The 20,810-nt window shown below is 73.1% G+C and carries 17 protein-coding genes and 1 rRNA gene; 13 read left to right on the top strand and 5 right to left on the bottom strand.

The window, feature by feature from the left end; all coding sequences use genetic code 11:
• Positions 1 to 13 precede the first annotated feature (13 nt).
• Together rrf and G9272_RS11110 are read left to right on the top strand one after the other, a co-directional pair.
• Positions 14 to 130, top strand: a 5S ribosomal RNA gene (gene rrf, locus G9272_RS11120).
• 1,377 nt (positions 131 to 1,507) lie between these two features.
• The gene (locus tag G9272_RS11110; protein ID WP_216377881.1) at positions 1,508 to 2,335 is read left to right on the top strand and encodes a tetratricopeptide repeat protein; all 828 of its coding nucleotides are present in this window, start codon (positions 1,508 to 1,510) and stop codon (positions 2,333 to 2,335) included.
• A gap of 81 nt (positions 2,336 to 2,416) precedes the next feature.
• On the opposite strand, the gene G9272_RS11105 is transcribed toward G9272_RS11110, so the two are convergent.
• Positions 2,417 to 3,700 (bottom strand): DUF1015 domain-containing protein, encoded by a 1,284-nt coding sequence (locus tag G9272_RS11105; protein WP_171396405.1) that lies wholly within the window; start codon positions 3,698 to 3,700, stop codon positions 2,417 to 2,419.
• A gap of 73 nt (positions 3,701 to 3,773) precedes the next feature.
• Between G9272_RS11105 and G9272_RS11100 the strand changes: the two genes are divergently transcribed.
• The 4 genes from G9272_RS11100 to G9272_RS11085 all read left to right on the top strand — a co-directional run bounded on the left by G9272_RS11100 (position 3,774) and on the right by G9272_RS11085 (position 7,902).
• Entirely contained in the window at positions 3,774 to 4,802 is a 1,029-nt protein-coding gene (locus tag G9272_RS11100; protein ID WP_171396404.1) for an HAD hydrolase-like protein, read from the top strand.
• A gap of 117 nt (positions 4,803 to 4,919) precedes the next feature.
• Positions 4,920 to 5,963 (top strand): FecCD family ABC transporter permease, encoded by a 1,044-nt coding sequence (locus G9272_RS11095; protein WP_171396403.1) that lies wholly within the window; start codon positions 4,920 to 4,922, stop codon positions 5,961 to 5,963.
• Positions 5,960 to 7,021, top strand: coding sequence for a FecCD family ABC transporter permease (locus G9272_RS11090; RefSeq protein ID WP_171396402.1), 1,062 nt, complete (start codon positions 5,960 to 5,962; stop codon positions 7,019 to 7,021). Before G9272_RS11095 ends, G9272_RS11090 begins: the two co-directional genes overlap by 4 nt.
• The gene (locus G9272_RS11085) at positions 7,018 to 7,902 is read left to right on the top strand and encodes an ABC transporter ATP-binding protein (protein ID WP_171396401.1); all 885 of its coding nucleotides are present in this window, start codon (positions 7,018 to 7,020) and stop codon (positions 7,900 to 7,902) included. Before G9272_RS11090 ends, G9272_RS11085 begins: the two co-directional genes overlap by 4 nt.
• Here the strand turns inward: G9272_RS11085 and G9272_RS11080 are convergent.
• On the bottom strand, positions 7,886 to 8,233 hold the full coding sequence (locus G9272_RS11080) for an alkyl sulfatase C-terminal domain-containing protein (protein ID WP_171396400.1): 348 nt from the start codon (positions 8,231 to 8,233) through the stop codon (positions 7,886 to 7,888). The genes G9272_RS11085 and G9272_RS11080 overlap by 17 nt on opposite strands.
• Before the next feature lie 42 nt (positions 8,234 to 8,275).
• On the opposite strand from G9272_RS11080, the gene G9272_RS11075 reads away from it, so the two are divergent.
• From G9272_RS11075 to G9272_RS11050, 6 genes are all read left to right on the top strand, one after another.
• Positions 8,276 to 8,566: a hypothetical protein gene (locus G9272_RS11075; RefSeq protein WP_171396399.1), complete on the top strand. Its 291-nt coding sequence runs from the start codon at positions 8,276 to 8,278 to the stop codon at positions 8,564 to 8,566.
• Positions 8,567 to 8,573: 7 nt separating this feature from the next.
• The gene (locus G9272_RS11070) at positions 8,574 to 9,389 is read left to right on the top strand and encodes a TlyA family RNA methyltransferase (protein WP_171396398.1); all 816 of its coding nucleotides are present in this window, start codon (positions 8,574 to 8,576) and stop codon (positions 9,387 to 9,389) included.
• Positions 9,386 to 10,291, top strand: coding sequence for an NAD kinase (locus tag G9272_RS11065; protein WP_020128151.1), 906 nt, complete (start codon positions 9,386 to 9,388; stop codon positions 10,289 to 10,291). Before G9272_RS11070 ends, G9272_RS11065 begins: the two co-directional genes overlap by 4 nt.
• 167 nt (positions 10,292 to 10,458) lie before the next feature.
• Entirely contained in the window at positions 10,459 to 12,177 is a 1,719-nt protein-coding gene (gene recN, locus G9272_RS11060; protein ID WP_171401941.1) for a DNA repair protein RecN, read from the top strand.
• Between the two features lie 179 nt (positions 12,178 to 12,356).
• Positions 12,357 to 13,118 (top strand): hypothetical protein, encoded by a 762-nt coding sequence (locus G9272_RS11055; protein ID WP_171396397.1) that lies wholly within the window; start codon positions 12,357 to 12,359, stop codon positions 13,116 to 13,118.
• A gap of 209 nt (positions 13,119 to 13,327) precedes the next feature.
• On the top strand, positions 13,328 to 14,455 hold the full coding sequence (locus tag G9272_RS11050) for a glycosyltransferase family 4 protein (RefSeq protein ID WP_253267774.1): 1,128 nt from the start codon (positions 13,328 to 13,330) through the stop codon (positions 14,453 to 14,455).
• A 3-nt stretch (positions 14,456 to 14,458) separates the two neighbouring features.
• Here G9272_RS11050 and G9272_RS11045 read toward each other — a convergent pair whose 3' ends face one another.
• The gene (locus G9272_RS11045; protein ID WP_171396395.1) at positions 14,459 to 16,102 is read right to left on the bottom strand and encodes a PucR family transcriptional regulator; all 1,644 of its coding nucleotides are present in this window, start codon (positions 16,100 to 16,102) and stop codon (positions 14,459 to 14,461) included.
• Positions 16,103 to 16,183: 81 nt separating this feature from the next.
• Between G9272_RS11045 and G9272_RS11040 the strand changes: the two genes are divergently transcribed.
• Entirely contained in the window at positions 16,184 to 17,161 is a 978-nt protein-coding gene (locus tag G9272_RS11040) for an LLM class F420-dependent oxidoreductase (protein WP_171396394.1), read from the top strand.
• Positions 17,162 to 17,193: 32 nt separating this feature from the next.
• Here G9272_RS11040 and G9272_RS11035 read toward each other — a convergent pair whose 3' ends face one another.
• Together G9272_RS11035 and G9272_RS11030 are read right to left on the bottom strand one after the other, a co-directional pair.
• Complete coding sequence (locus tag G9272_RS11035; RefSeq protein ID WP_171396393.1) at positions 17,194 to 18,576, bottom strand: FAD-binding oxidoreductase; 1,383 nt, start codon at positions 18,574 to 18,576, stop codon at positions 17,194 to 17,196.
• A 66-nt stretch (positions 18,577 to 18,642) separates the two neighbouring features.
• Entirely contained in the window at positions 18,643 to 20,445 is a 1,803-nt protein-coding gene (locus G9272_RS11030) for a glycoside hydrolase family 15 protein (protein WP_020128156.1), read from the bottom strand.
• Between the last annotated feature and the right edge of the window lie 365 nt (positions 20,446 to 20,810).

Below are 20,810 nucleotides of genomic sequence, written 5' to 3'. Positions count from 1 at the left end.
AAACCATTAGGGTTTCGGTGGTCATAGCGTGAGGGAAACGCCCGGTTACATTCCGAACCCGGAAGCTAAGCCTTACAGCGCCGATGGTACTGCAGGGGGGACCCTGTGGGAGAGTAGGACACCGCCGAACAATCTTTGGAAGGACCCCTGGTCCCAGCGTTCAGCTGGGGACCAGGGGTCCTTTTTGTTTTTCTGGAGCGCGCCGGGTACCCGGGTGCGCGAGAATGTTTTGCGGTACCGAAGACAGGAGTCACCGATGTCCACCAACTCTCCCGACGATCGACCGGAGCGCGACCAGCGGCGACGGGACAGTAGTGGGGACCGTGACAACCGCGGCGGCGACCGCGGGGATCGTGGCGGCTTCCGTCGTGACAACGACCGTGGTGGTGCGGGCCGGCGTGACGACCGCCGCGACGACCGTGGGCCGCGCCGTGACGACCGTGGTGAGCGTCCCCCCTTCCGCCGCGATGACCGGCGTGATGATCGGGGTTCGCGTCCGGCGTTCCAGCGTGATGACCGCGGTGACCGTGGGCCGCGCCGTGACGACCGTGGTGAGCGTCCCCCCTTCCGTCGGGACGACCGTCGGGACGACCGACGCGATGATCGGCGTGATGACCGGGGTTCGCGTCCGGCGTTCCAGCGCGACGACCGTGGTGAGCGCCCTCCCTTCCGTCGCGATGACCGTCGGGACGACCGACGCGATGATCGGCGTGATGATCGGGGTTCGCGTCCGGCGTTCCAGCGTGACGACCGCCGCGACGACCGTGGGCCGCGCCGTGACGACCGTGGTGAGCGTCCCCCCTTCCGTCGGGACGACCGGCGTGATGATCGGGGTTCGCGTCCGGCGTTCCAGCGTGACGACCGCCGCGACGACCGTGGGCCGCGCCGTGACGACCGTGGTGAGCGTCCCCCCTTCCGTCGGGACGACCGCCGTGATGATCGGGGTTCGCGTCCGGCGTTCCAGCGTGACGACCGCCGCGACGACCGTGGCCCGCGTCGCGACGACCGTGGTGAGCGTCCCCCCTTCCGTCGCGATGACCGCCGGGACGACCGACGTGACGATCGTCGGGGTGACGACCGTGGTGGTTTCCGGCGTGATGACAACCGCGGTGGGTCCGGTGACCGTGACCGTGGTGGCTTCGGCCGTCGGGACGACCGCCGTGATGACCGGGGTTCGCGTCCGGCGTTCCAGCGTGACGACCGCGGTGACCGTGGCCCGCGCCGTGACGACCGTGGTGAGCGTCCCCCCTTCCGTCGGGACGACCGTCGGGACGACCGACGCGATGATCGGCGTGACGACCGCGGTGATCGCCCCGCCTTCCGTCGGGACGACAACCGTGGCGGTGGCTACGACCGTGGGCCGCGTCGGGACGACCGTGGTGGACGGCCTGGTGGGTCCGGTGGGTTCCGGGGCCGTGACGGGCGTGACGACCGTCGGGACGACCGGCGTGGTGGCGGCCCTCGATTCCGCGACGAGCGGGACCGGGACCGTGAGCCGATCAAGCGGCTGCCGATCCCGGAGGACGTCACCGGTGACGAGATCGACAAGGACGTACGGCAGGAGCTCCAGAGCCTGCCCAAGACGCTCGCCGAGGATGTCGCCAAGAACCTGGTGATGGTCGCCCGGTTGATCGACGAGGACCCCGAAGGCGCCTACGGGTACTCCAAGGTGGCCCTGCGGCTCGCTTCGCGTGTCGCCGCCGTGCGGGAGGCGGGCGGGTTCGCCGCGTACGCCACCCAGAGGTACAGCGAGGCGCTCGCCGAGTTCCGGGCCGCGCGGCGGATGAACGGCGGTGTCGAGCTGTGGCCCGTCATGGCCGACTGTGAGCGTGGGCTCGGGCGGCCGGAGAAGGCGCTCGACATGGCCGGTGCTCCCGAGGTGAACAAGCTCGACAAGGCCGGCCAGGTGGAGATGCGGCTCGTCGCGGCGGGTGCCCGGCGTGACATGGGGCAACTGGACGCGGCCATCGTGACGTTGCAGAGCCCCGAGCTCGCTGCCGGCTCCGTCCAGCCTTGGACCGCGCGGCTGAGGTACGCGTACGCCGACGCGCTTCTCGCGGCCGGGCGTGATGGCGAGGCACGGGAGTGGTTCGCGAAGGCCCTCGAGGCCGACCGGGACGGCAGCACGGACGCCTCCGACCGGCTCGCCGAGATGGACGGGGTGGACTTCGTCGACGCCTTGGACGAGGACGAGGTCGACACCGAGACCGAGACCGAGACCGACGAGACTGTCGTCGAGCAGGCGGCGGAAGCGGAAGAGGCCGAGGACTCGGTCGAGGGTCAGGTCGGCCGTGACGAGGCCGAGCACGTTGTGGTCGACCGTGACGAGGACTGACGTAGGGCTGTAGCAGCGGTAAGGGGCGGGATCCGGTACCAACCGGGTCCCGCCCCTTCGTCGTTCGGGCGTGCGGCGCGTTCAGAGGTCGAGTGCGCGCAGGACCAGGCCCGATGCGGGTTTCGGGCCGAACGATGTCGACTTGCGGGGCATCGTGACGCCCTGCCGGGCGAGATCGCGGACGACCTCCTCGCGGACGGGGTGCAGGAGGACCGCCGTACCGCCGTCGCGTTCCGCCTTGCGTACCGTCGCGGCGGTGTCGTGGATGTAGGCGATGCGGGTGGGGTCGTCCTCGGGGATGTGCCAGATGTGGTCGAGGAGCGTGGCGTGCAGGACCGTGGCGTCCAGGGTGCGCCAGGCCTCGGGGAAGTCGGCGGGGATCGTGCGGTCGAGGAGCGCCGGGTCCGGTCGGTCGACGAGGTGGAAGGCGCCGTCGCCCGCCAGCAGGAACCCGTTGCCCGCGCAGACCGCGTCCGCGAGGGCGTCGAGGGCCTCCGCGAGGGGGACGTCCAGGCGCTGGACGCGGAACCGGCCGCCGAGTGCGGCCAGGGCGTCGGCGACCGGAAAGCCGTGCAGGAGGCGGTGGATGGCGCGGACGCGCAAGGGGTAGCGGGCGGTGTCGACCAGGAGGACCAGACCGTGGTCCCAGGGGCTGGGGGAGGGGTGCTCCGCGCGTAGACGCAGGTAGGTCGCCCAGCGGTGGTGACCGTCGGCGATGAGGGCCTGGTGTTGGGCGAGGTCCGCGAGGACGTGGGCCGTCTCGGTGGGGTCGGTGATCGCCCAGAGGCGGTGGCTGTAGCCGTCCTCGGTGGTGGTGGAGAGGAGTGGGGGGCGCTCCGCCGCGCGGTCCACGATCTCGGCCGCGGTGCCGTTGCCGCGGTAGGTGAGGAGGAGGGGTTCGAGGTTCGCGTGCGTGGCGCGCATGAGGGCCGCGCGGTCCGCGACGATGTGCGGCATGACGTCCTCGTGGGGAAGGACGATTCCTTCCGAGGGCTCCGAGACACGCAGGGTGCCGATCAGGCCGCGCTGGAGCATGCCGTCCGCGTGCCGCTGCTCGTAGACGTACAGGGCGGGCTCGGGGTCCGCGGTCAGGACGCCCTCGGACAGCCAGCCGCGCAGGGTGTCTGCGGCCTGTTCGTTGCGGGCGGTGGGAGTGGTGGCCTGGGGCAGGATCAGGCGGACGATGTTGTACGGGTCCGCGTCCTGGAGGTGGTGCAGGCCGTCGGGGCGGACCACGACGTCGTACGGCGGGGAGGTGACGGCGGCGAGACTGCCGACCCGGTCGGGGTCGTAGCGCAGGCCTCGGAACGGGGTGAGTTCCAGGCCTCGGGGCGCCGTTGCTTCCGAGTGACCTGCTGAGTTCATCCCGGCATCGTACGTCTGTCGGTGGCATGCGGGATGATCGGGGGAAAGCGGAGCGAACGAGGAGCGATGTGGAATGAGCCGGAGCGTCAGGACGAGGCCCGAGGGCAGTGGGCAGGCCCTGAGCGAGGCGTACGACACGGCGCTGCTCGACCTGGACGGGGTGGTGTACGCGGGGGGCAACGCGATCGCGTACGCCGTCGAGTCGCTGGCCACCGCGCGTGCGGGCGGGATGCGTCTCGCGTACGTCACCAACAACGCGCTGCGGACGCCGGACACGGTGGCCGAGCATCTGACGGAGCTGGGGATACCGACGGGCGCCGACGACGTCATCACCTCGGCGCAGGCGGTCGCGCGGCTGATCAGTGAGCAGGTGCCGGCCGGCGCGCGGGTGCTGGTGATCGGCGGGGAGGGGCTGCGGGTCGCGCTGCGCGAGCGCGGGCTCGAGCCGGTGGAGTCGGCGGACGACGATCCGGCGGCCGTGGTGCAGGGGTTCGGCGGGCCCGACCTGGCGTGGGGGCGGTTCGCGGAGGCTTCGTACGCCGTCGCGCGCGGGGTGCCGTGGTTCGCGTCCAACACCGACCTGACGATTCCCAGCGGGCGGGGCATCGCGCCGGGCAACGGCGCGGCGGTGGAGGTCGTGCGGATCGCGACCGGCGCCGAGCCGCAGGTCGCGGGCAAGCCGTTGCCTCCGATGCACCGGGAGACGATCCTGCGGACCGGCGCCGAGCGGCCGTTGGTCGTCGGGGACCGGCTGGACACGGACATCGAGGGGGCGTTCAACGGCGAGGTCGACTCGCTGCTAGTCCTCACCGGTGTCACCGACGGGGCGCAGTTGCTCGCCGCGCCGCCGCAGCACCGGCCGACGTATGTCGACGGCGATCTGCGGGGGATGCTCACCGGCCAGCCCGAGGTCACCGTGGACGGTGGCGGTTTCCGGTGCGGCGGCTGGACGGCGAGCGCGGGCGCCGAGAGCCTGGAGCTGGCGGGGGACGGCGAAGCCCTGGACGGGCTGCGGGCGTTGTGCGCGGCGGCCTGGACGGCGGCCGGTGAGGGGACGTGTGAGCTGGACGGAGGGAAGGCGCTGGCGCGGCTGGGGTTGTGAACCGCCGGGCCGGAAGAGGGGCGGGCGGTGAGACCGCGAAGCGGTGATGCTGTGAACCCTGGCACGGGCCGTGACCAGGGATCGAGGCGCATTGGCAGGGTAGGCTAACCTAACTGCGTGTTGGTCGACAGTGTTCCCGAACAGCGCGCGGAGACCGCCCCCGCGCCTCCAAAACGCCGGGCGATACGTGCCGTCGGGCTGCTCGCCGCCGTGGCGGTGCTGCTGCTGGTGGCGGTGATGAGCATCGCCGTCGGGGCCAAGGAACTGTCCGTGGCGCAGGTCCTGCACGGGCTGTTCGAGGACTCCGGGACGTACGCGGACGTCGTGGTCGACGAGCGGTTGTCGCGGACCGTGCTCGGGCTGCTCGTCGGGGCCGCGCTCGGCCTGTCCGGCGCCCTGCTCCAGGCGCTGACGCGCAATCCGCTGGCCGACCCCGGGTTGCTCGGCATCAATGCGGGCGCCTCGGCGGCCGTCGTCACCGCCATCACCTACTTCGGTGTCACGAGCCTGACCGGCTATGTGTGGTTCGCCTTCTTCGGGGCGGCCGCCGTCGGTGCGCTGGTCTGGTTCCTCGGCGGGAGCCGGGGAGCCACGCCGGTGCGGCTCGCGCTCGCCGGCACGGCGATCAGTGCCGCCCTGTACGGCTATCTCCAGGCCGTGATGATCATGGATGACGCGGCGCTCTCCAGGATGCGGTTCTGGACGGTCGGTTCGCTGTCCACGGCGACCGACGAGACCATCCGGCAGGTGCTGCCCTTTCTGGTCGTCGGCACCCTTCTCGCGTTCGTCCTCGCCCGGCCGCTGAACGCCGTGGCGATGGGCGACGACACCGCCAAGGCGCTCGGCGCCAACCTCAACCGCACCCGGGCGCTGTCGATGCTGGCCGCCACCGTGCTGTGCGGTGCCGCGACCGCCGCCTGCGGGCCGATCGTGTTCGTCGGGCTGATGGTCCCGCACATCGTCCGCTCGTTCACCGGCCCCGACCTGCGCTGGATCATGCCGTACGCGGCCGTCCTGTCGCCGGTGCTGCTGCTGGGCTCCGATGTCATCGGCCGGGTCGTCGCCCGGCCCTCGGAGGTCCAGGTCGGCATCATCACCGCGATCATCGGCGGCCCGGTCTTCATCTTTCTCGTACGACGGCGGAGGACGGCCCAGCTGTGAAGACCGCGCAGAAGATCCCCCACGGCCGCCCTCGGGCGCTGCGCACCCCGGGTGGGCTCTCCGTCCGGCTGGAGCCGCGGGCGCTGATCGTCGTCGCCGCGCTGGTGGTGGCCGCGCTCGCCGCGAGCGTGGTGCTGATCGGCACCGGCGACTTCCCGATCCCGGCCGAAGACGTCGTGAAGACGCTGCTCGGCGACGGCAACGCCGGCCAGGAGTTCATCGTCAACGAGCTGCGGCTGCCGCGGGTCCTCGTGGGCCTGCTCGTCGGGGCCTCGCTGGGGCTCGGCGGTGCGCTCTTCCAGGCCGTGTCGCGCAACCCGCTCGGCAGCCCGGACGTGCTGGGGCTCGGGCAGGGCGCGACGGCCGGCGCGCTCGTGATGATCGTGCTGTTCTCCGGGAGCACCACCCAGGTGACGGTCGGCGCGCTGGTGGGCGGCCTGGTGACCGGGGCCCTCATCTACCTGCTGGCGTGGAAGCGGGGGGTCCACGGGTACCGGCTGGTGCTCGTCGGCATCGGCCTCTCGGCGATCGCGACGGCGGTCAACGGCTATCTGATGACCAAGGCCGACTTCGTCGACGCGGCCCGCGCGGTCGTGTGGATGACCGGCACCCTCGACGGCCGTGACTGGAAGCAGGTCTGGCCGCTGCTCGTGCTGGCCTGTGTGCTCGTGCCGCTCGTGCTCGCCAACGCGCGCGGGCTGCGGATGATGGAGATGGGCGACGACGTCTCCCACGCGCTGGGGGTGCGTGTGGAGCGCGTCCGGCTGGTGCTGATGGTCTGTGCCGTGCTGCTCACCGCGGCCGCCACCGCCGCCGCGGGGCCCGTCAGCTTCGTGGCGCTCACCGCGCCGCAGCTCGCCCGGCGTCTGACGCGCTCGCCCGGGCCCAACCTCGTGCCGTCCCTGTGCATGGGCGCCGCTCTGCTGGTCACCGCCGACTGGGCCTCGCAACGGCTCTTCGGTGACGGACAGCTGCCCGTGGGCGTGGTCACCGGTGTGCTGGGCGGGGTGTACCTGCTGTGGCTCCTCGTCACCGAGCGCAGGGCGGGCCGGATATGAGCGGCGCGGTCGACGACAACGGCCGCCCGGCCGACCGGAACAACTCAAGGAGCACCGTGAACCGCCTGTCCGCCGAGAACGTCACCCTCGCCTATGACCAGCGGGTCATCGCCGAACAGCTGTCGGTGGAGATACCGGACAACTCCTTCACGGTGATCGTCGGCCCGAACGCCTGCGGCAAGTCGACGCTGCTGCGGGCGCTGTCGCGGATGCTGAAGCCGAGTCAGGGCCGGGTGCTGCTCGACGGGCAGGTCATCCAGTCGATGCCCGCGAAGAAGGTCGCGCGGACGCTGGGGCTGCTGCCGCAGTCGTCGATCGCGCCCGACGGCATCACCGTCGCCGACCTCGTGGGCCGCGGCCGCTACCCGCACCAGGGCATCCTGCGCCAGTGGTCGGCCGAGGACGAGCGGGTCGTGCAGGAGTCCATGGCGCAGACCGGGGTCGCCGAGCTCGCCGACCGCTATGTCGACGAGCTGTCCGGCGGTCAGCGCCAGCGCGTGTGGATCGCGATGGCCCTCGCCCAGCAGACACCGCTGCTGCTGCTCGACGAGCCGACGACCTACCTCGACATCCAGCACCAGATCGACGTACTGGACCTGTGCGCGGAGCTGCACGAGGAGCAGGGGCGCACGCTCGTCGCGGTGCTGCACGACCTCAACCACGCGGCCCGGTACGCCACCCACCTGATCGCGCTGAAGGACGGCGAGGTCATCGCGCAGGGCGCGCCGAACGACATCGTCACCGCCGGGCTGGTGGAGGAGGTCTTCGGTCTGCGCTGCCAGGTCATCGACGACCCGGAGACGGGGACCCCGCTGGTGGTTCCGGCGGCGCGGAAGGCGCGCGCACGGGTCGAGCACGCGGTCGCTACAGAAGTTTCCTGAGCTGGAACAGATCGCGCAGGCCCGCCTCCAGCTTCACCCGCCCGGAGCCCCAGGCCTTCGCGAAGTTCAGCTCGCCGGCGACCAGCGCGACCAGATCGTCGCCGGTCATGGTCAGCCTGATCTGGGCCTTCTCCACAGGAGGCCCCTGAAGGGTGTCCTGCACGACGATCCGGCCGTCCGTCATCCGGCCGACGAACGTGACGTCCAGGTCGGTGATCCGGCAGCTCACCGAACGGTCCAGGGCGGCGGCCGTCCGGACGTCCCCTTCGGCGCTGCGCATGTTGTCCGAGAGCTTCTCGAGTGCGGCGTGGCACTCCTCGATCGTGGCCATCGCGATCGACGGTACCCCAGGCGTTCGAGGTAGCGTCTTCGCATGAGCGACACAGCGCCGGAGACGGGGACGGAGACCGCCCCGGAGACCGTGCCCGAGAAGCAGGAGCAGGATCCCGCGGCTCCCGCCCCGCTGGGCGTCCCGCGGGCCCCCACCGGCAACGCGGAGGTGGACGCGCTGCTGGACCGGCTGGCGGACGCCGACCACCTCGCCACCGACGGACACGTCGAGGTGTACGAGGATGTACACCGGGGGCTGCGCGACGCGCTCACCGCGCTCGACGCCCGCCCGGGACCTCCGGCGCCCCCAGCGTCGTACGGACACAGGAGCTGAACCGAACGTGGCAGGAGTCGCACGACGCCGTCTGGACGCGGAGCTGGTCCGCCGCAAGCTCGCGCGCTCGCGTGAGCATGCCGGCCAGCTGATCGCCGCCGGGCGTGTCTCCGTCGGCAAGACCGTCGCGACCAAGTCCGCCACCCAGGTCGAGACGGCGGCCGCGATCGTCGTCGCCGTCGACGGCGACGACCCCGACTACGTGTCCCGGGGCGGCCACAAGCTCGCCGGAGCGCTGGCCGCGTTCGTGCCGCAGGGGCTCCTGGTGGAGGGGCGGCGGGCGCTGGACGCCGGCGCGTCGACCGGCGGGTTCACCGATGTGCTGCTGCGGGCGGGGGCAGCGCACGTGGTCGCCGTCGACGTCGGATACGGACAACTCGCGTGGTCTCTTCAGAGCGATGAACGCGTCAGCGTCAAGGACCGTACGAACGTACGCGAGTTGACGCTTGAAGCGATCGATGGGAAGCCTGTGGATCTTGTCGTGGGGGACTTGTCCTTCATCCCGCTGGGGCTGGTGCTGCCCGCCCTGGCACGGTGCACCGCGCCGGACGCGGACCTGGTGATGATGGTCAAGCCGCAGTTCGAGGTGGGGAAGGAACGGCTGGGCAGCGGGGGTGTCGTACGGAGCCCGCAGCTGCGGGCGGAAGCGGTGCGGGGCGTGGCCGGGAAGGCGTGGGACCTGGGGCTCGGGGTGAAGGGTGTCACCGCCAGCCCGCTGCCCGGGCCTTCGGGCAACGTCGAGTACTTTCTGTGGCTCAGGGCCGGGGCGCCTGTCCTCGACCCGGCCGACGTCGACCGTGCAGTTGCGGAGGGGCCGCGTTGACTCAGAACCGAGCTCGTACTGTTTTCCTGCTCGCCCACACCGGGCGGCCCGCGGCCATCCGCAGTGCCGAGCTGGTCGTCAAGGGACTGCTGCGTGAGGGCATCGGGGTGCGCGTCCTGGAGTACGAGGCCGCCGACCTGCCCCTGCCGGAGGAGGTGGAGCTGGTCTCCGAGGCCACTCCGCAGTGCCTGGAGGGATGCGAGCTGCTCATCGTCCTCGGCGGCGACGGCACGCTGCTGCGCGGCGCGGAGTTCGCGCGGGCGTCCGGGGTGCCGATGCTGGGCGTCAACCTCGGCAGCGTCGGCTTCCTCGCCGAGGCCGAGCGCGACGACCTCGACAAGGTCGTCGACCGGGTGGTGACGAAGGCGTACGAGGTCGAGGAGCGGATGACCGTCGATGTCGTCGTGCATCGCAACGGCGACATCGTGCACACCGACTGGGCGCTGAACGAGGCGGCCGTGCAGAAGGCGGGCGCGGAGAAGCTGCTCGAGGTCGTACTGGAGATCGACGGGCGGCCGGTCACCGGGTTCGGGTGCGACGGGATCGTGCTGTCCACGCCGACGGGGTCGACCGCCTACGCGTTCTCGGCGGGCGGGCCGGTGGTGTGGCCCGAGGTCGAGGCGCTGCTGATGGTGCCGATCAGCGCGCACGCGCTGTTCGCGAAGCCGTTGGTGACCTCGCCCGACTCCGTGCTCGCGGTGGAGGTGCTGCCGCACATTCCGCCGGGCGTTCTGTGGTGCGACGGGCGGCGGACCGTCGAGCTGCCCGCCGGGGCCCGGGTGGAGGTGCGGCGGGGAGCCGTGCCGGTCCGGCTGGCCCGGCTGCATCACGCGTCGTTCACGGACCGGCTGGTGGCGAAGTTCGCGCTGCCCGTCTCCGGGTGGCGAGGGGCTCGTCACTAGCGGTTCGTAGCGGTTCGTACGCCCCCGCGCCCCGGGTGCGGCTCCACTCACCCGGGTGACAGGGCGCCGTCGATACACATTCTTCACCTGCGGGTTCCCCTTACGGGGCCGGGGGGCGTCGCACTTCCTCCCCCCGACCTCGTAAGGTCTTGTCCGTGTTGGAGGAGATGCGGATACGGTCGCTCGGAGTCATCGACGACGCTGTCGTCGAGCTGTCGCCAGGCTTCACCGCTGTCACGGGTGAGACGGGCGCGGGCAAGACGATGGTGGTCACCAGCCTCGGGCTGCTGCTGGGCGGGCGCGCTGATCCCGCGCTCGTGCGGATCGGCGCCGAGAAGGCGGTCGTGGAGGGGCGGATCGCCGTGCCCGCGAACGCCTCGGTGGTGGTACGGGCCGAGGAGGCCGGGGCCGAGCTCGACGACGGGGCGTTGCTCATCAGCCGTACCGTTTCCGCAGAGGGGCGGTCGCGGGCGCACGTGGGCGGGCGGAGTGTGCCCATGAGCGTGCTCGCCGAGCTCGCCGACGAGCTGGTCGCCGTCCACGGGCAGACCGACCAGCAGGGGCTGCTGAAGCTGTCCCGGCAACGGCAGGCGCTCGACCGGTACGCGGGCGACGCGGTGACCGTGCCGCTCGCCAAGTACACCGAGGCCTACCGGCGGCTGCGGGCCGTCGCCGTCGAGCTGGAGGAGATCGTCACGCGCGCGCGTGAGCGGGCCCAGGAGGCCGACATGCTGCGCTTCGGGCTCGACGAGATCGCCGGCGTCGAACCGCGCGCCGGAGAGGACGTGGAGCTGGCGGAGGAGGCCGAGCGGCTCGGGCACGCGGAAGCGCTGTCGTCAGCCGCCACGGCCGCCCACGCCGCCCTCGCCGGTAATCCGGAGGACCCCGAGGGCATCGAGGCCACCACGCTCGTCGCGGGCGCGCAGCGGGCCCTGGAGGCCGTCAGGTCGCACGATCCGGCGCTGGCCGCGCTCGCCGACCGGATCGGGGAGATCGGGATCCTGCTGGGCGATGTGGCGGGCGAGCTCGCGGGGTACGCCGACGACCTCGACGCCGATCCGCTGCGGCTGTCGGCCGTCGAGGAGCGGCGGGCCGCGCTCACCGCGCTCACCCGCAAGTACGGGCAGGACGTGGACTCCGTGCTCGTCTGGGCCGAGCAGAGCGCCGCCCGGCTCACCGAGCTGGACGGCGACGACGAGCGCATCGACGAGCTGACCGCCGAACGGGACGCCCTGCGCGGCGAACTCGGCGGGCTGGCGCAGGCGCTGACGGACGCGCGCACGGAGGCCGCCGAGCGGTTCGCCGCCGCCGTGACCGCCGAGCTGGCCTCTCTCGCCATGCCGCACGCGCGCGTGTCGTTCGACATCCGGCAGACCGAGGACCCGGAGGGCGTCGAGGTCGGCGGACGCCCGGTCGCCTACGGGCCGGCCGGTGCGGACGAGGTCGAGCTGCTGCTCGCCCCGCACCCGGGCGCGCCGCCCCGGCCCATCGCCAAGGGCGCGTCCGGCGGTGAGCTCTCGCGCGTGATGCTGGCCGTCGAGGTCGTGTTCGCGGGGACGGATCCCGTGCCGACGTATCTCTTCGACGAGGTCGACGCGGGCGTGGGCGGCAAGGCGGCGGTCGAGATCGGGCGGCGCCTCGCCCGGCTCGCCAAGACCGCTCAGGTCGTGGTGGTCACCCACCTTCCGCAGGTCGCCGCCTTCGCCGACCGGCAGCTGCTGGTCGAGAAGACCAACGACGGGTCGGTGACCCGGTCCGGCGTGAAGATCCTGGAGGGCGAGGACCGCATCCGGGAGCTGTCCCGGATGCTCGCCGGCCAGGAGGACTCCGAGACGGCCCGGGCGCACGCCGAGGAACTGCTGGCCACGGCTCGCGCGGACGGCTAGGGCCGGTCGGCGGCAGCCGGAAACGGCCGACGCGCAGGACACGGACGCGCGCAGGACATGGACGGGGCGGGCGGTACGGGGTGACTCGGACCGCCCGCCCCGTCGGCTTGCCGCGTCGGTGCGCCGGGGCCGACCGGTCCGGGGCGTCGGGCGCCGCCGGGGTTTCTTAGGGTGAGGGCATGTTCACACTGAGGGGACGGGGCCCGGCGTTCGCGGCGGCGGCCGGGCTGACCTGGGGGACGGCGGCGGCTCTGCGCGCCGCGGCGCCCGGCGGGCGCGCACGCTGGGAGCGCGAGAACCACGCGGGGCGGACGGTCGGGCTGTACTCCGGCCCCGCCGCCGCCCTGGCCGGGGCGCTCGCGGCCGGGCGGACGGCCCCGGCCGCCGCGCTCGCCGTGGCCGCCGCCGGGACCTGCGGGGCGTACGACGATGTCGTCGGCGCCGGCGACGCGCGGCGGGGCTTCCGGGCCCACCTGGGCGCGCTGCGGGAGGGCGAGGTCACCAGCGGGGCCGTGAAGCTGTTCGGTGTCTCGGCGGCCGGGCTGGTGGCGGGGGCGCTGCTGAAGGAACGGCCCCTGGACAAGGTGCTGGCGGGGGTGGTGATCGCCGGGGCCGCGCACTTCGTCAACCTCGTGGACGTGCGCCCCGGCCGGGCCGCCGGCGCCGTCCTCGCCCTGGGCGTACCGGGGTTGCTGCGCGCGGGGGCGGCGGGCGAGCTGTCCGCCGTGGCGGTCGGAGCCGCCGCGGCCGTTCTGCCCGACGATCTGGGCGGGCGGGAGATGCTCGGCGACAGCGGGGCCCACGCGCTCGGCGCGCTGCTCGGGGCGGCGGTGGTGGCCGGCAACGGCCGTGCGGGTCTGATGGCGCACGCCGTCGCCGTCGTGGCTGCGGCGGTGTACGGGGAGCAGGTGAGCGAGGCGGCGAGGTCAGCACTCGGGTAATCGAACGGAACCCCGACTTCTCTCACCCGTGTGGGTGATGAGGGGGACTCTGTGACCGGGTGTCAGGGTGCTCGGCGGCACGGAACACCCGTACGTGCTGGCATCCTTGGGCGTAGTACGTGGAGGAACGCCAGCGGTCCACCCCTCCGCCCGGTCCTTCTGTACGTTTCTTCGTGACCGTCCGACGCCGAACCAGGAGCCCCGGCCACGTGAGCAGCCACTCACCGCACGGCCAGTCGTCGCTGCGCACCGTGCAGGTGCTGGGCGGCGGCAATGCCGGCAGCAGCGCGCACGTGCGTTCCCTGGCAGCGGGGCTCGTCGCGCGGGGCGTGCGAGTGACGGTGTGCGCCCCCGGCGAGGCGGATGACACCTACGACTTCACGGGGGCCGGAGCCGAACACGTGCACGTGCCGCGCAGCAGCGATCCGGGGTCCGTGGCGGCGCTCCGGGCGGCCTGCACGGACGCCGACCTCGTCCACGCGCACGGACTGCACGCCTCGTTCCGGGCCGTGCTCGCGCTCAGCGGCCGGCGCACCCCGCTCATCGTCACCTGGCACAACCGCGCGCACGCCGAGGGGGCCCGCGCCCATCTGCTGCGGCTGCTGGAGCGGCGGGTCGCGCGGACGGCGACCGTGGTCCTCGGCACCACCTCCGACCTCGTCGACCGGGCCCGCAGGACCGGCGCGCGCGACGCACGGCTCGCCGCCGTGGCGCTGCCCCGGCCCCGCCGGACAGAGGGGAACGAGGAGTCCGAGCCGCCGTCCTCGAAGCTCCGGGCCGAACTCGGCGCCATGGGGCGCCCGTTGTTCATGGCCGTCGGCTCCCTGGACCGCCACCGCGGTCACGACCTGCTGCTGGACGCCGCGCGGGTGTGGCGCGGCCTCGACCCCGTGCCGCTGGTCGTGGTGGCGGGGGAGGGGCCGCAGCGGGCGGAGCTCCAGCGCCGCATCGAGGACGAGGAACTGCCGGTCCGGCTGCTGGGGCGACGCGACGACGTGAGCGAACTGCTCGCCGCCGCCGACCTCGCGCTGCTGCCCGGCGGCAGGGAGTCCCGGTCGGTCCTGGCGCAGGAGGCCCTGCACGCGCGCGTACCGCTCGTCGCCGCCCTGACCGGCGGCATCCGCGAACTCGTCGGCGACGCGGCCGAACTGGTCCCGCCGCACGACCCGGAGGCCTTCGCCGCAGCCGTCGTACGCCTCCTCGAAGACCCCGAACGGGCGGGGCTCCTCCGGGACCTGGGCACCCGACAGGCGGCCGACTGGCCCACCGAGGACGAGACCGTCGCCCAGGTCCTCAGCGTCTACGACGAGCTGACGCAGCTCCAGCCGATGATCTGAGCCCTACGCCACGTGCCGCCGCGCCCGCAGCGCCAGGCTCAACGCCAGGACCGTCTGCGGGTCGTCGAGGTCGGTGCCGAGCAACTCGCCGATGCGGGCGAGGCGGTTGTACAGCGTCTGGCGGTTCAGATGCAGCTCGCGGGCCGTCTCCGCCTTGCGGCCGGCGTGCGCGAGGTAGGTCTCCAGGGTGGGCAGCAGGGGCGGCTTGGAGCGGTGGTCGTGGTCGCGGACCGGGCCGATCGCGCGGTCCACGAAGGCCGCCAGGTCGGGGTGGTCGCGCAGCCGCCACAACAGGAGGTCGATGTCCAGGCGGCGGGCGTCGTACCAGGGGCGGTCCGACAGGCCCTGCGCGGCGGTCGCCGTCTCCGCCGCGTGTCTGAGGCCCGCCGAGGCGGCCGCCCAGCCGCCCGCCACCCCGACCACCACCACCGGCGGCTGGGCCCCCGGCCGCTGCATCCCGGCCCGTTCCACCCCGGCCCGCAGTGCCGCCGCGACCCGGTCCGCCACCGCCGACCGCTCCGACTCCGACCGCAGGCCCAGCAGCAACGGCACCCGGCCCTCCACCGGCCGCACGCCCAGCAGCACGGGCACACCCACCGACGCGAGCTCCTCGGCGACCGCCCGCGCCAGCACCGCCCAGCCCCCGCCGGGGGAGAGGCCGTCGCCCAGCCGCATGACGACGGGGAGCAGCGGACTGGCGCCGGGCTTGAAGCCGAGGACGCGCGCCTGCGCCGGAGCGTCCTCGGCGGCGATCCGGCCCTCGGCGAGGTCGGTGAGGAAGTCGCCCCGGCCGCGTGCCGCCAGCTCCTCCTCCTGGCGGGCCTGCATCAGCACCACGGCCAGGATCCCGGCCGCGCGTTCGGCGGCGATCCGGTGCACCGGTGCGAGCGGGGCGCGCACGGGCAGCAGCACGAGCCGGGCGCGTACCGAACCCGCCCCCGGCCCGCCCCCGGGCACGTCCACCAGCACCGAGCCCGCGGGCGGCGGCGCCTCCTTGTGCGGCCCGCGCAGGCCCTCCCACACCTGGAGCGGGTCCGCGCCCTCGGGCCCGGCGCCGGCGGCGTACAGGAGCTGGCCCTCGGTCGTCTCCAGGAAGACGGGGTTGCCGCTGAAGTCCGCCAGGATCCCCAGGACCTGCGGTATCCCGCCCCCGCCGAGCAGCGCTTCGGTACAGCGCCGGTGCACTTCCTCGGCCTGCTGGAGCAGGGCGTAGTGCCCGTTGACGATCTCGGTGTGGATCTCCTCCGTGACCGTCACGAACGGCACCTCGCGGTGCAGCTGGACCAGGGGGAGCCCGGTCGCGCGCGCCGTCTCGACCAGGGCCGCGGGCAGCCGGGTGAAGCGCGGGCCCAGCTCGATCACCAGGGCCGCGATGCCCCGCTCGGCCAGGGTGCGGACGAACGCCCGCTGCTCGGCCGGACGGGTGCCGAGGCCGTAGCCCGTGGTCAGCAGCAGCTCGCCGCCCTTGAGCAGCGAGGCGATGTTCGGGACCTCGCCCGCGTGCACCCAGCGCACCGTGCGGCCCAGCCGGTCGGCGCCCGCGAGGATCTCGGGGAGCCCGCTGCGCAGGCCGGGCAGCTCCAGCGCGCGTCGCACGGTGATGCCGGCGCTCTGGCTGTCGAATCGGTGGTCCGTGCGGCTGTCCATGCAGCGGACGCTACCTGCGCGGACGTTCCGGTGACAGCTCCGTCCCGGCATGGGGCGGCCGTCGCCGGGTAGCGGCGGGCCATGGACTTCAGTGTGGTGGCCGTGGCCCGTGAGGACGACAGCCCGATCGACGAGCCGCTGCGGGTCGCGGCGCTCGCCGACCGGCTCGGCTACCGGGAGGTGTGGGCGGGCGAGGGGCCGACCTGGGACGCCTTCGTGCTCGCCGCGGCGCTCGGCCGGGTCACCGAGCGGGCCGCGCTGACGGCGGGGCCGGTCCCGGTGTCGGTGCGCGACCCGTACACCCTCGCCCGGGGCGCCGCGTCGGTCTCCGCCGTCACCGGCGGACGGGCGGTCGGCGTGGCGCTGGGCACCTCGAGCAAACGCGTCGTGGAGGGCGTGCACGGGCGGCCCCGGATACGTCCCGCCGCCGTCCTGACCGAGACCGCGGCGGCCGTACGAGCCCTGCTGCACGGCACACCCGGTGAGCCGGTCGTGCCCGGCAGCACCTTCCGGCGCCGGCTCCCGCCGCCCGGCGGCCCGCTCACCGTGGCCGCGTTCGGGGACCGCGCGATCGCCGCGGCCGCCGCGCACGCCGACCGGATGCTGCTCGACGTCGTCTCCCCGGAGCAGGTCCGTGAGCTGCGCGCCAAGCTGGACGCTGCGGCCGAGCGGGCGGGACGTGCGCGGCCCACGCTCGCCGCCTGGCTGCCCGCGGCCGTCGACCCGGCGCCCGAGTCGCTCACCGAGGTGCTGGGCAGCATTGCCGGATACCTGACGGTGCCGGGGTACCGCGAGGTGTTCGCCGAGGCCGGTTTCCGGGCCGCCGTCGAGCTCGCCGCGGCCGGCGCCGACCGCGTCACCCTCGTCCGCGCCCTGCCTGCGGAAGCCGCGGCCACCGTCGGCCTGGTCGGCGGCCTCGACACCGTGCGCGCCCGGATCGACGCCTATGCGGAGGCGGGACTCGACGAGATCGCGCTCGTCCCGGCGACGGCGGCCGATCCGGCGGGGGAGCGGACGCTGACGGCGCTGGCCGCGCGGGCGGAGCACGAGCAGGGCTGACGGCCCGGACCGACGGCCCGGACCGACGGCTCTCAGGCCGGCTTGATGTTGTGGTTGAAGCGGAAGACGTTGTCCGGGTCGTACCGCCGCTTCACGTCCGCGAGCCGCCGGGCGTTGTCCTCACCCACGCCCGCCACGACCCGGTCGGCACCCTCGTCGCCGATGAAGTTGAGGTAGACCGCGCCCGTGCTCCACGGCTGTACGGCGGCCCGGACGTCCCGGACCCACTGGACGCACCGCTCGTCGTCCGCCGGGTCCTCCCACAGCCCGAAGGGGTGCACACCCCAGGGCGCGTCGCGGTAGGGCACGGGGTACTCGTGCGGGCCGGTGCCGATCGCGCCGCCCTGCGGGAACAGCGCGTGCATGGTGCCCGTCGGCACGGGCATGGCACGGCCACGGGCGCAGAACACGTCCACGAAGTCGTCCGGAGCGCCCGTCAGGTACTCCGCCGACCAGTAGTTCCGCATCCCGGGCGGATCGTCGATCATGCACTGGACGTCGGCGTACGGCATCGCCCCGACGACCTCCGTCTCGTGCGGCAGCGCCAGCAGCGGTTCGGCGAGCTTGCGCAGGTCCGCCTCGGCACCGGCGTACGTCAGCAGCACCCCGCACAGCAGCGAACCGATCAGGTGCGGCGGGACGAACTCCTCGGGCGGGCCGGAGAGGTAGATGACGGCGCCGCTCGCCTCGTCCGGGCCGTACGTGATCACGTCCCGGTAGGTGCGGGTGACCTCGGCGCCGAACTCGGGCAGGTACAGCAGCAGCGCGATGGAGAACTCGGGCAGCTCGTGCAGCTTCAGGGTGAGCGCGGTGGCGATGCCGAAGTTGCCGCCGCCGCCGTGCAACGCCCAGAACAGGTCCGGGTTCTCGTCGGCGTTCGCGTGGACCTGTCGGCCCTCGGCGGTGACCAGCTCGACGCCGAGCAGGTTGTCGACGGCCAGCCCGCACGAGCGGTCCAGCCAGCCGGTGCCGCCACCGAGGACGAAGCCGCCGACGCCGGTGGTGGAGGCCCGTCCGCCGGTCGTGGCCAGGCCGTGGGGCTGGCAGGCGCGGTCCAGGTCGCTCATCGTGGCCCCGCCCGCGACCCGTACCGCCTCGGCGGCGGGGTCGACGGTGACCGCGCGCATGTGACGCAGGTCCACCACCAGCGCCCCGTCGCCCAGGGCCATGCCCGCGACGCTGTGTCCGCCGCCGCGCACCGCGATGGGCAGGTCCAGGTCACGGGCGAAGCGCACCGACCGTACGACGTCGGACTCGTCCACGCACTGGGCGATCACCGCGGGACGCCGGTCGATCATCGAGTTGAAGACCGCCCGGGCCTCGTCGTAACCCGGATCCTCCGGGGCGAACACGTCGCCGACCAGTTCTTCGCGCAGCGCGGACAGAGCCGCGCCCGCCTTCGATGGGGAGGCCATGGGGCGCCCCCTTCCGGAAAGGGGCTGTTGGCTCCCAGCCTAGGCGGGCGGGCCGTGCCGGTCCTGTTAGCCGCCGTACGCCCCCGACGCCGTCAGGCGCAGGGCCGTGTCGATCAGCGGGACGTGGCTGAAGGCCTGCGGGAAGTTGCCGACCTGGCGCTGGAGGCGCGGGTCCCACTCCTCGGCGAGCAGACCGAGGTCGTTGCGCAGGGAGAGCAGCTTCTCGAACAGCTTGCGGGCCTCGTCCACCCGGCCGATCATCGCGAGGTCGTCCGCCATCCAGAACGAGCAGGCCAGGAAGGCGCCCTCGTCACCGGGCAGGCCGTCGACGCCCTCGTCGCCGCCCGAGGTGGGGTAGCGCAGGATGAAGCCGTCCGGGGTGGACAGCTCGCGCTGGATCGCCTCGATGGTGCCGATCACGCGCTTGTCGTCCGGGGGCAGGAAGCCCATCTGCGGGATGAGCAGCAGGGACGCGTCCAGCTCCTTGGAGCCGTAGGACTGCGTGAAGGTGTTGCGTTCCTTGTCGTAGCCCTTCTCGCACACGTCCCGGTGGATGTCGTCGCGCAGCTCGCGCCACTTCTCCAGCGGGCCGTCCGCGTCGCCCGACTCGATCAGCTTGATCGTGCGGTCGACGGCGACCCAGGCCATGACCTTGGAGTGCACGAAGTGGCGGCGCGGACCGCGCACCTCCCAGATGCCCTCGTCCGGCTCGTCCCAGTGCTGCTCCAGGTAGCGGATCAGCTTGAGCTGGAGCAGGGAGGCGTAGTCGTTGCGGGCCAGGCCCGTCATGTGGCCCAGGTGCAGGGCCTCGGTGACCTCGCCGTAGACGTCCAGCTGGAGCTGGTGCGCGGCGCCGTTGCCGACCCGGACCGGGCCGGAGTTCTCGTAGCCGGGCAGCCAGTCCAGCTCGGCCTCGCCCAGCTCGCGCTCGCCCGCGATGCCGTACATGATCTGGAGGTTCTCGGGGTCGCCGGCGACGGCCCGCAGCAGCCACTCGCGCCAGGCGCGGGCCTCCTCGCGGTAGCCGGTGCGCAGCAGCGAGGACAGCGTGATGGCCGCGTCGCGCAGCCAGGTGTAGCGGTAGTCCCAGTTGCGGACGCCGCCGATGTCCTCGGGCAGGGAGGTGGTGGGCGCGGCGACGATGCCGCCGGTCGGGCCGTAGGTCAGCGCCTTGAGCGTGATCAGCGAGCGGATCACCGCCTCGCGGTAGGGGCCGTGGTACGTACAGTGCTCGACCCACTCGCGCCAGAAGTCCTCGGTCGCCTGGAGCGACTGCTCGGGCTCGGGCAGCGCGGGCGGCTCCTTGTGCGAGGGCTCCCACGAGATCGTGAACGCGATCCGGTCACCCGGCGCGACCGTGAAGTCCGCGTACGTGGTCAGCGACTTGCCGTAGGTCTCGCACTCGGTGTCGAACCACACGGAGTCCGGGCCCGCGACGGCCACCGTGCGGCCCTCGTGCTTGTGCACCCACGGCACGACCCGGCCGTAGGAGAACCGCATCCGCAGCGCGGAGCGCATCGGGACGCGGCCCGAGACGCCCTCGACGATCCGGATCAGCTGGGGCGCGCCGTCGCGAGGGGGCATGAAATCGGTCACCCGGACCGTGCCGCGCGGGGTGTCCCACTCGGACTCCAGGATGAGCGAGTCGCCCCGGTAGGTGCGCCGGGCCGCGCGCGGCGGTGGCGCGTCGGAGGCGTGCGCGGGGCCGAGGCGCCAGAATCCGTGTTCCTCGGTGCCGAGCAGACCTGCGAAGATCGCGTGCGAGTCGAAGCGGGGCAGGCACAGCCAGTCGACTGTGCCGTCCCGGCAGACCAGTGCGGCGGTCTGCATGTCTCCGATGAGTGCGTAATCTTCGATGCGCCCGGCCACGTGCAACTCCAGTCGAACGGCCACGTCACCCCCATGTGGAACGGGGGCTGTCGCTAGTGCGGTCAAGGGGTCGTTTGTAATGCGTCGTTGAGCGCTGAAGCAAAGCAGCCGCTCAGCCATATAGGCAAAACGCCGATTCCTGCTCAACGAACTGACGAGCTCTCGTTGTTCCGGTGGGGATACGGACTGGGGTGTGCCGTCTTGCCGACCGGGCTCGGCAGCGAGTGTCCGAGCAGGATACGACGCACGTAGATGATCTGCGTGCCGCTCCGGACAACGCGGGTGGGCCGAACGGGTGAGCAACGGGTGAGAATCCGGTGCGCGGGGGCCGCCCGTGTCGACCCGTGCGCGGAGCGTGGCCGGAA

Origin of the sequence: Streptomyces asoensis (assembly GCF_013085465.1) — a bacterium.
Lineage (GTDB): Bacteria > Actinomycetota > Actinomycetes > Streptomycetales > Streptomycetaceae > Streptomyces > Streptomyces cacaoi_A.
This window is presented reverse-complemented; position numbering and strand designations above follow the sequence as displayed.

Bases quoted from the DNA above. Each gene is read 5' to 3' on its own strand.
- G9272_RS11105 (WP_171396405.1), bottom strand. From the start codon at position 3,700: ATGAACTCAGCAGGTCACTCGGAAGCAACGGCGCCCCGAGGCCTGGAA.
- G9272_RS11100 (WP_171396404.1), top strand. From the start codon at position 3,774: ATGAGCCGGAGCGTCAGGACGAGGCCCGAGGGCAGTGGGCAGGCCCTG.
- G9272_RS11085 (WP_171396401.1), top strand. From the start codon at position 7,018: ATGAGCGGCGCGGTCGACGACAACGGCCGCCCGGCCGACCGGAACAAC.
- G9272_RS11080 (WP_171396400.1), bottom strand. From the start codon at position 8,233: ATGGCCACGATCGAGGAGTGCCACGCCGCACTCGAGAAGCTCTCGGAC.
- G9272_RS11075 (WP_171396399.1), top strand. From the start codon at position 8,276: ATGAGCGACACAGCGCCGGAGACGGGGACGGAGACCGCCCCGGAGACC.
- recN (WP_171401941.1), top strand. From the start codon at position 10,459: ATGCGGATACGGTCGCTCGGAGTCATCGACGACGCTGTCGTCGAGCTG.
- G9272_RS11055 (WP_171396397.1), top strand. From the start codon at position 12,357: ATGTTCACACTGAGGGGACGGGGCCCGGCGTTCGCGGCGGCGGCCGGG.
- G9272_RS11045 (WP_171396395.1), bottom strand. From the start codon at position 16,102: ATGGACAGCCGCACGGACCACCGATTCGACAGCCAGAGCGCCGGCATC.
- G9272_RS11040 (WP_171396394.1), top strand. From the start codon at position 16,184: ATGGACTTCAGTGTGGTGGCCGTGGCCCGTGAGGACGACAGCCCGATC.
- G9272_RS11035 (WP_171396393.1), bottom strand. From the start codon at position 18,576: ATGGCCTCCCCATCGAAGGCGGGCGCGGCTCTGTCCGCGCTGCGCGAA.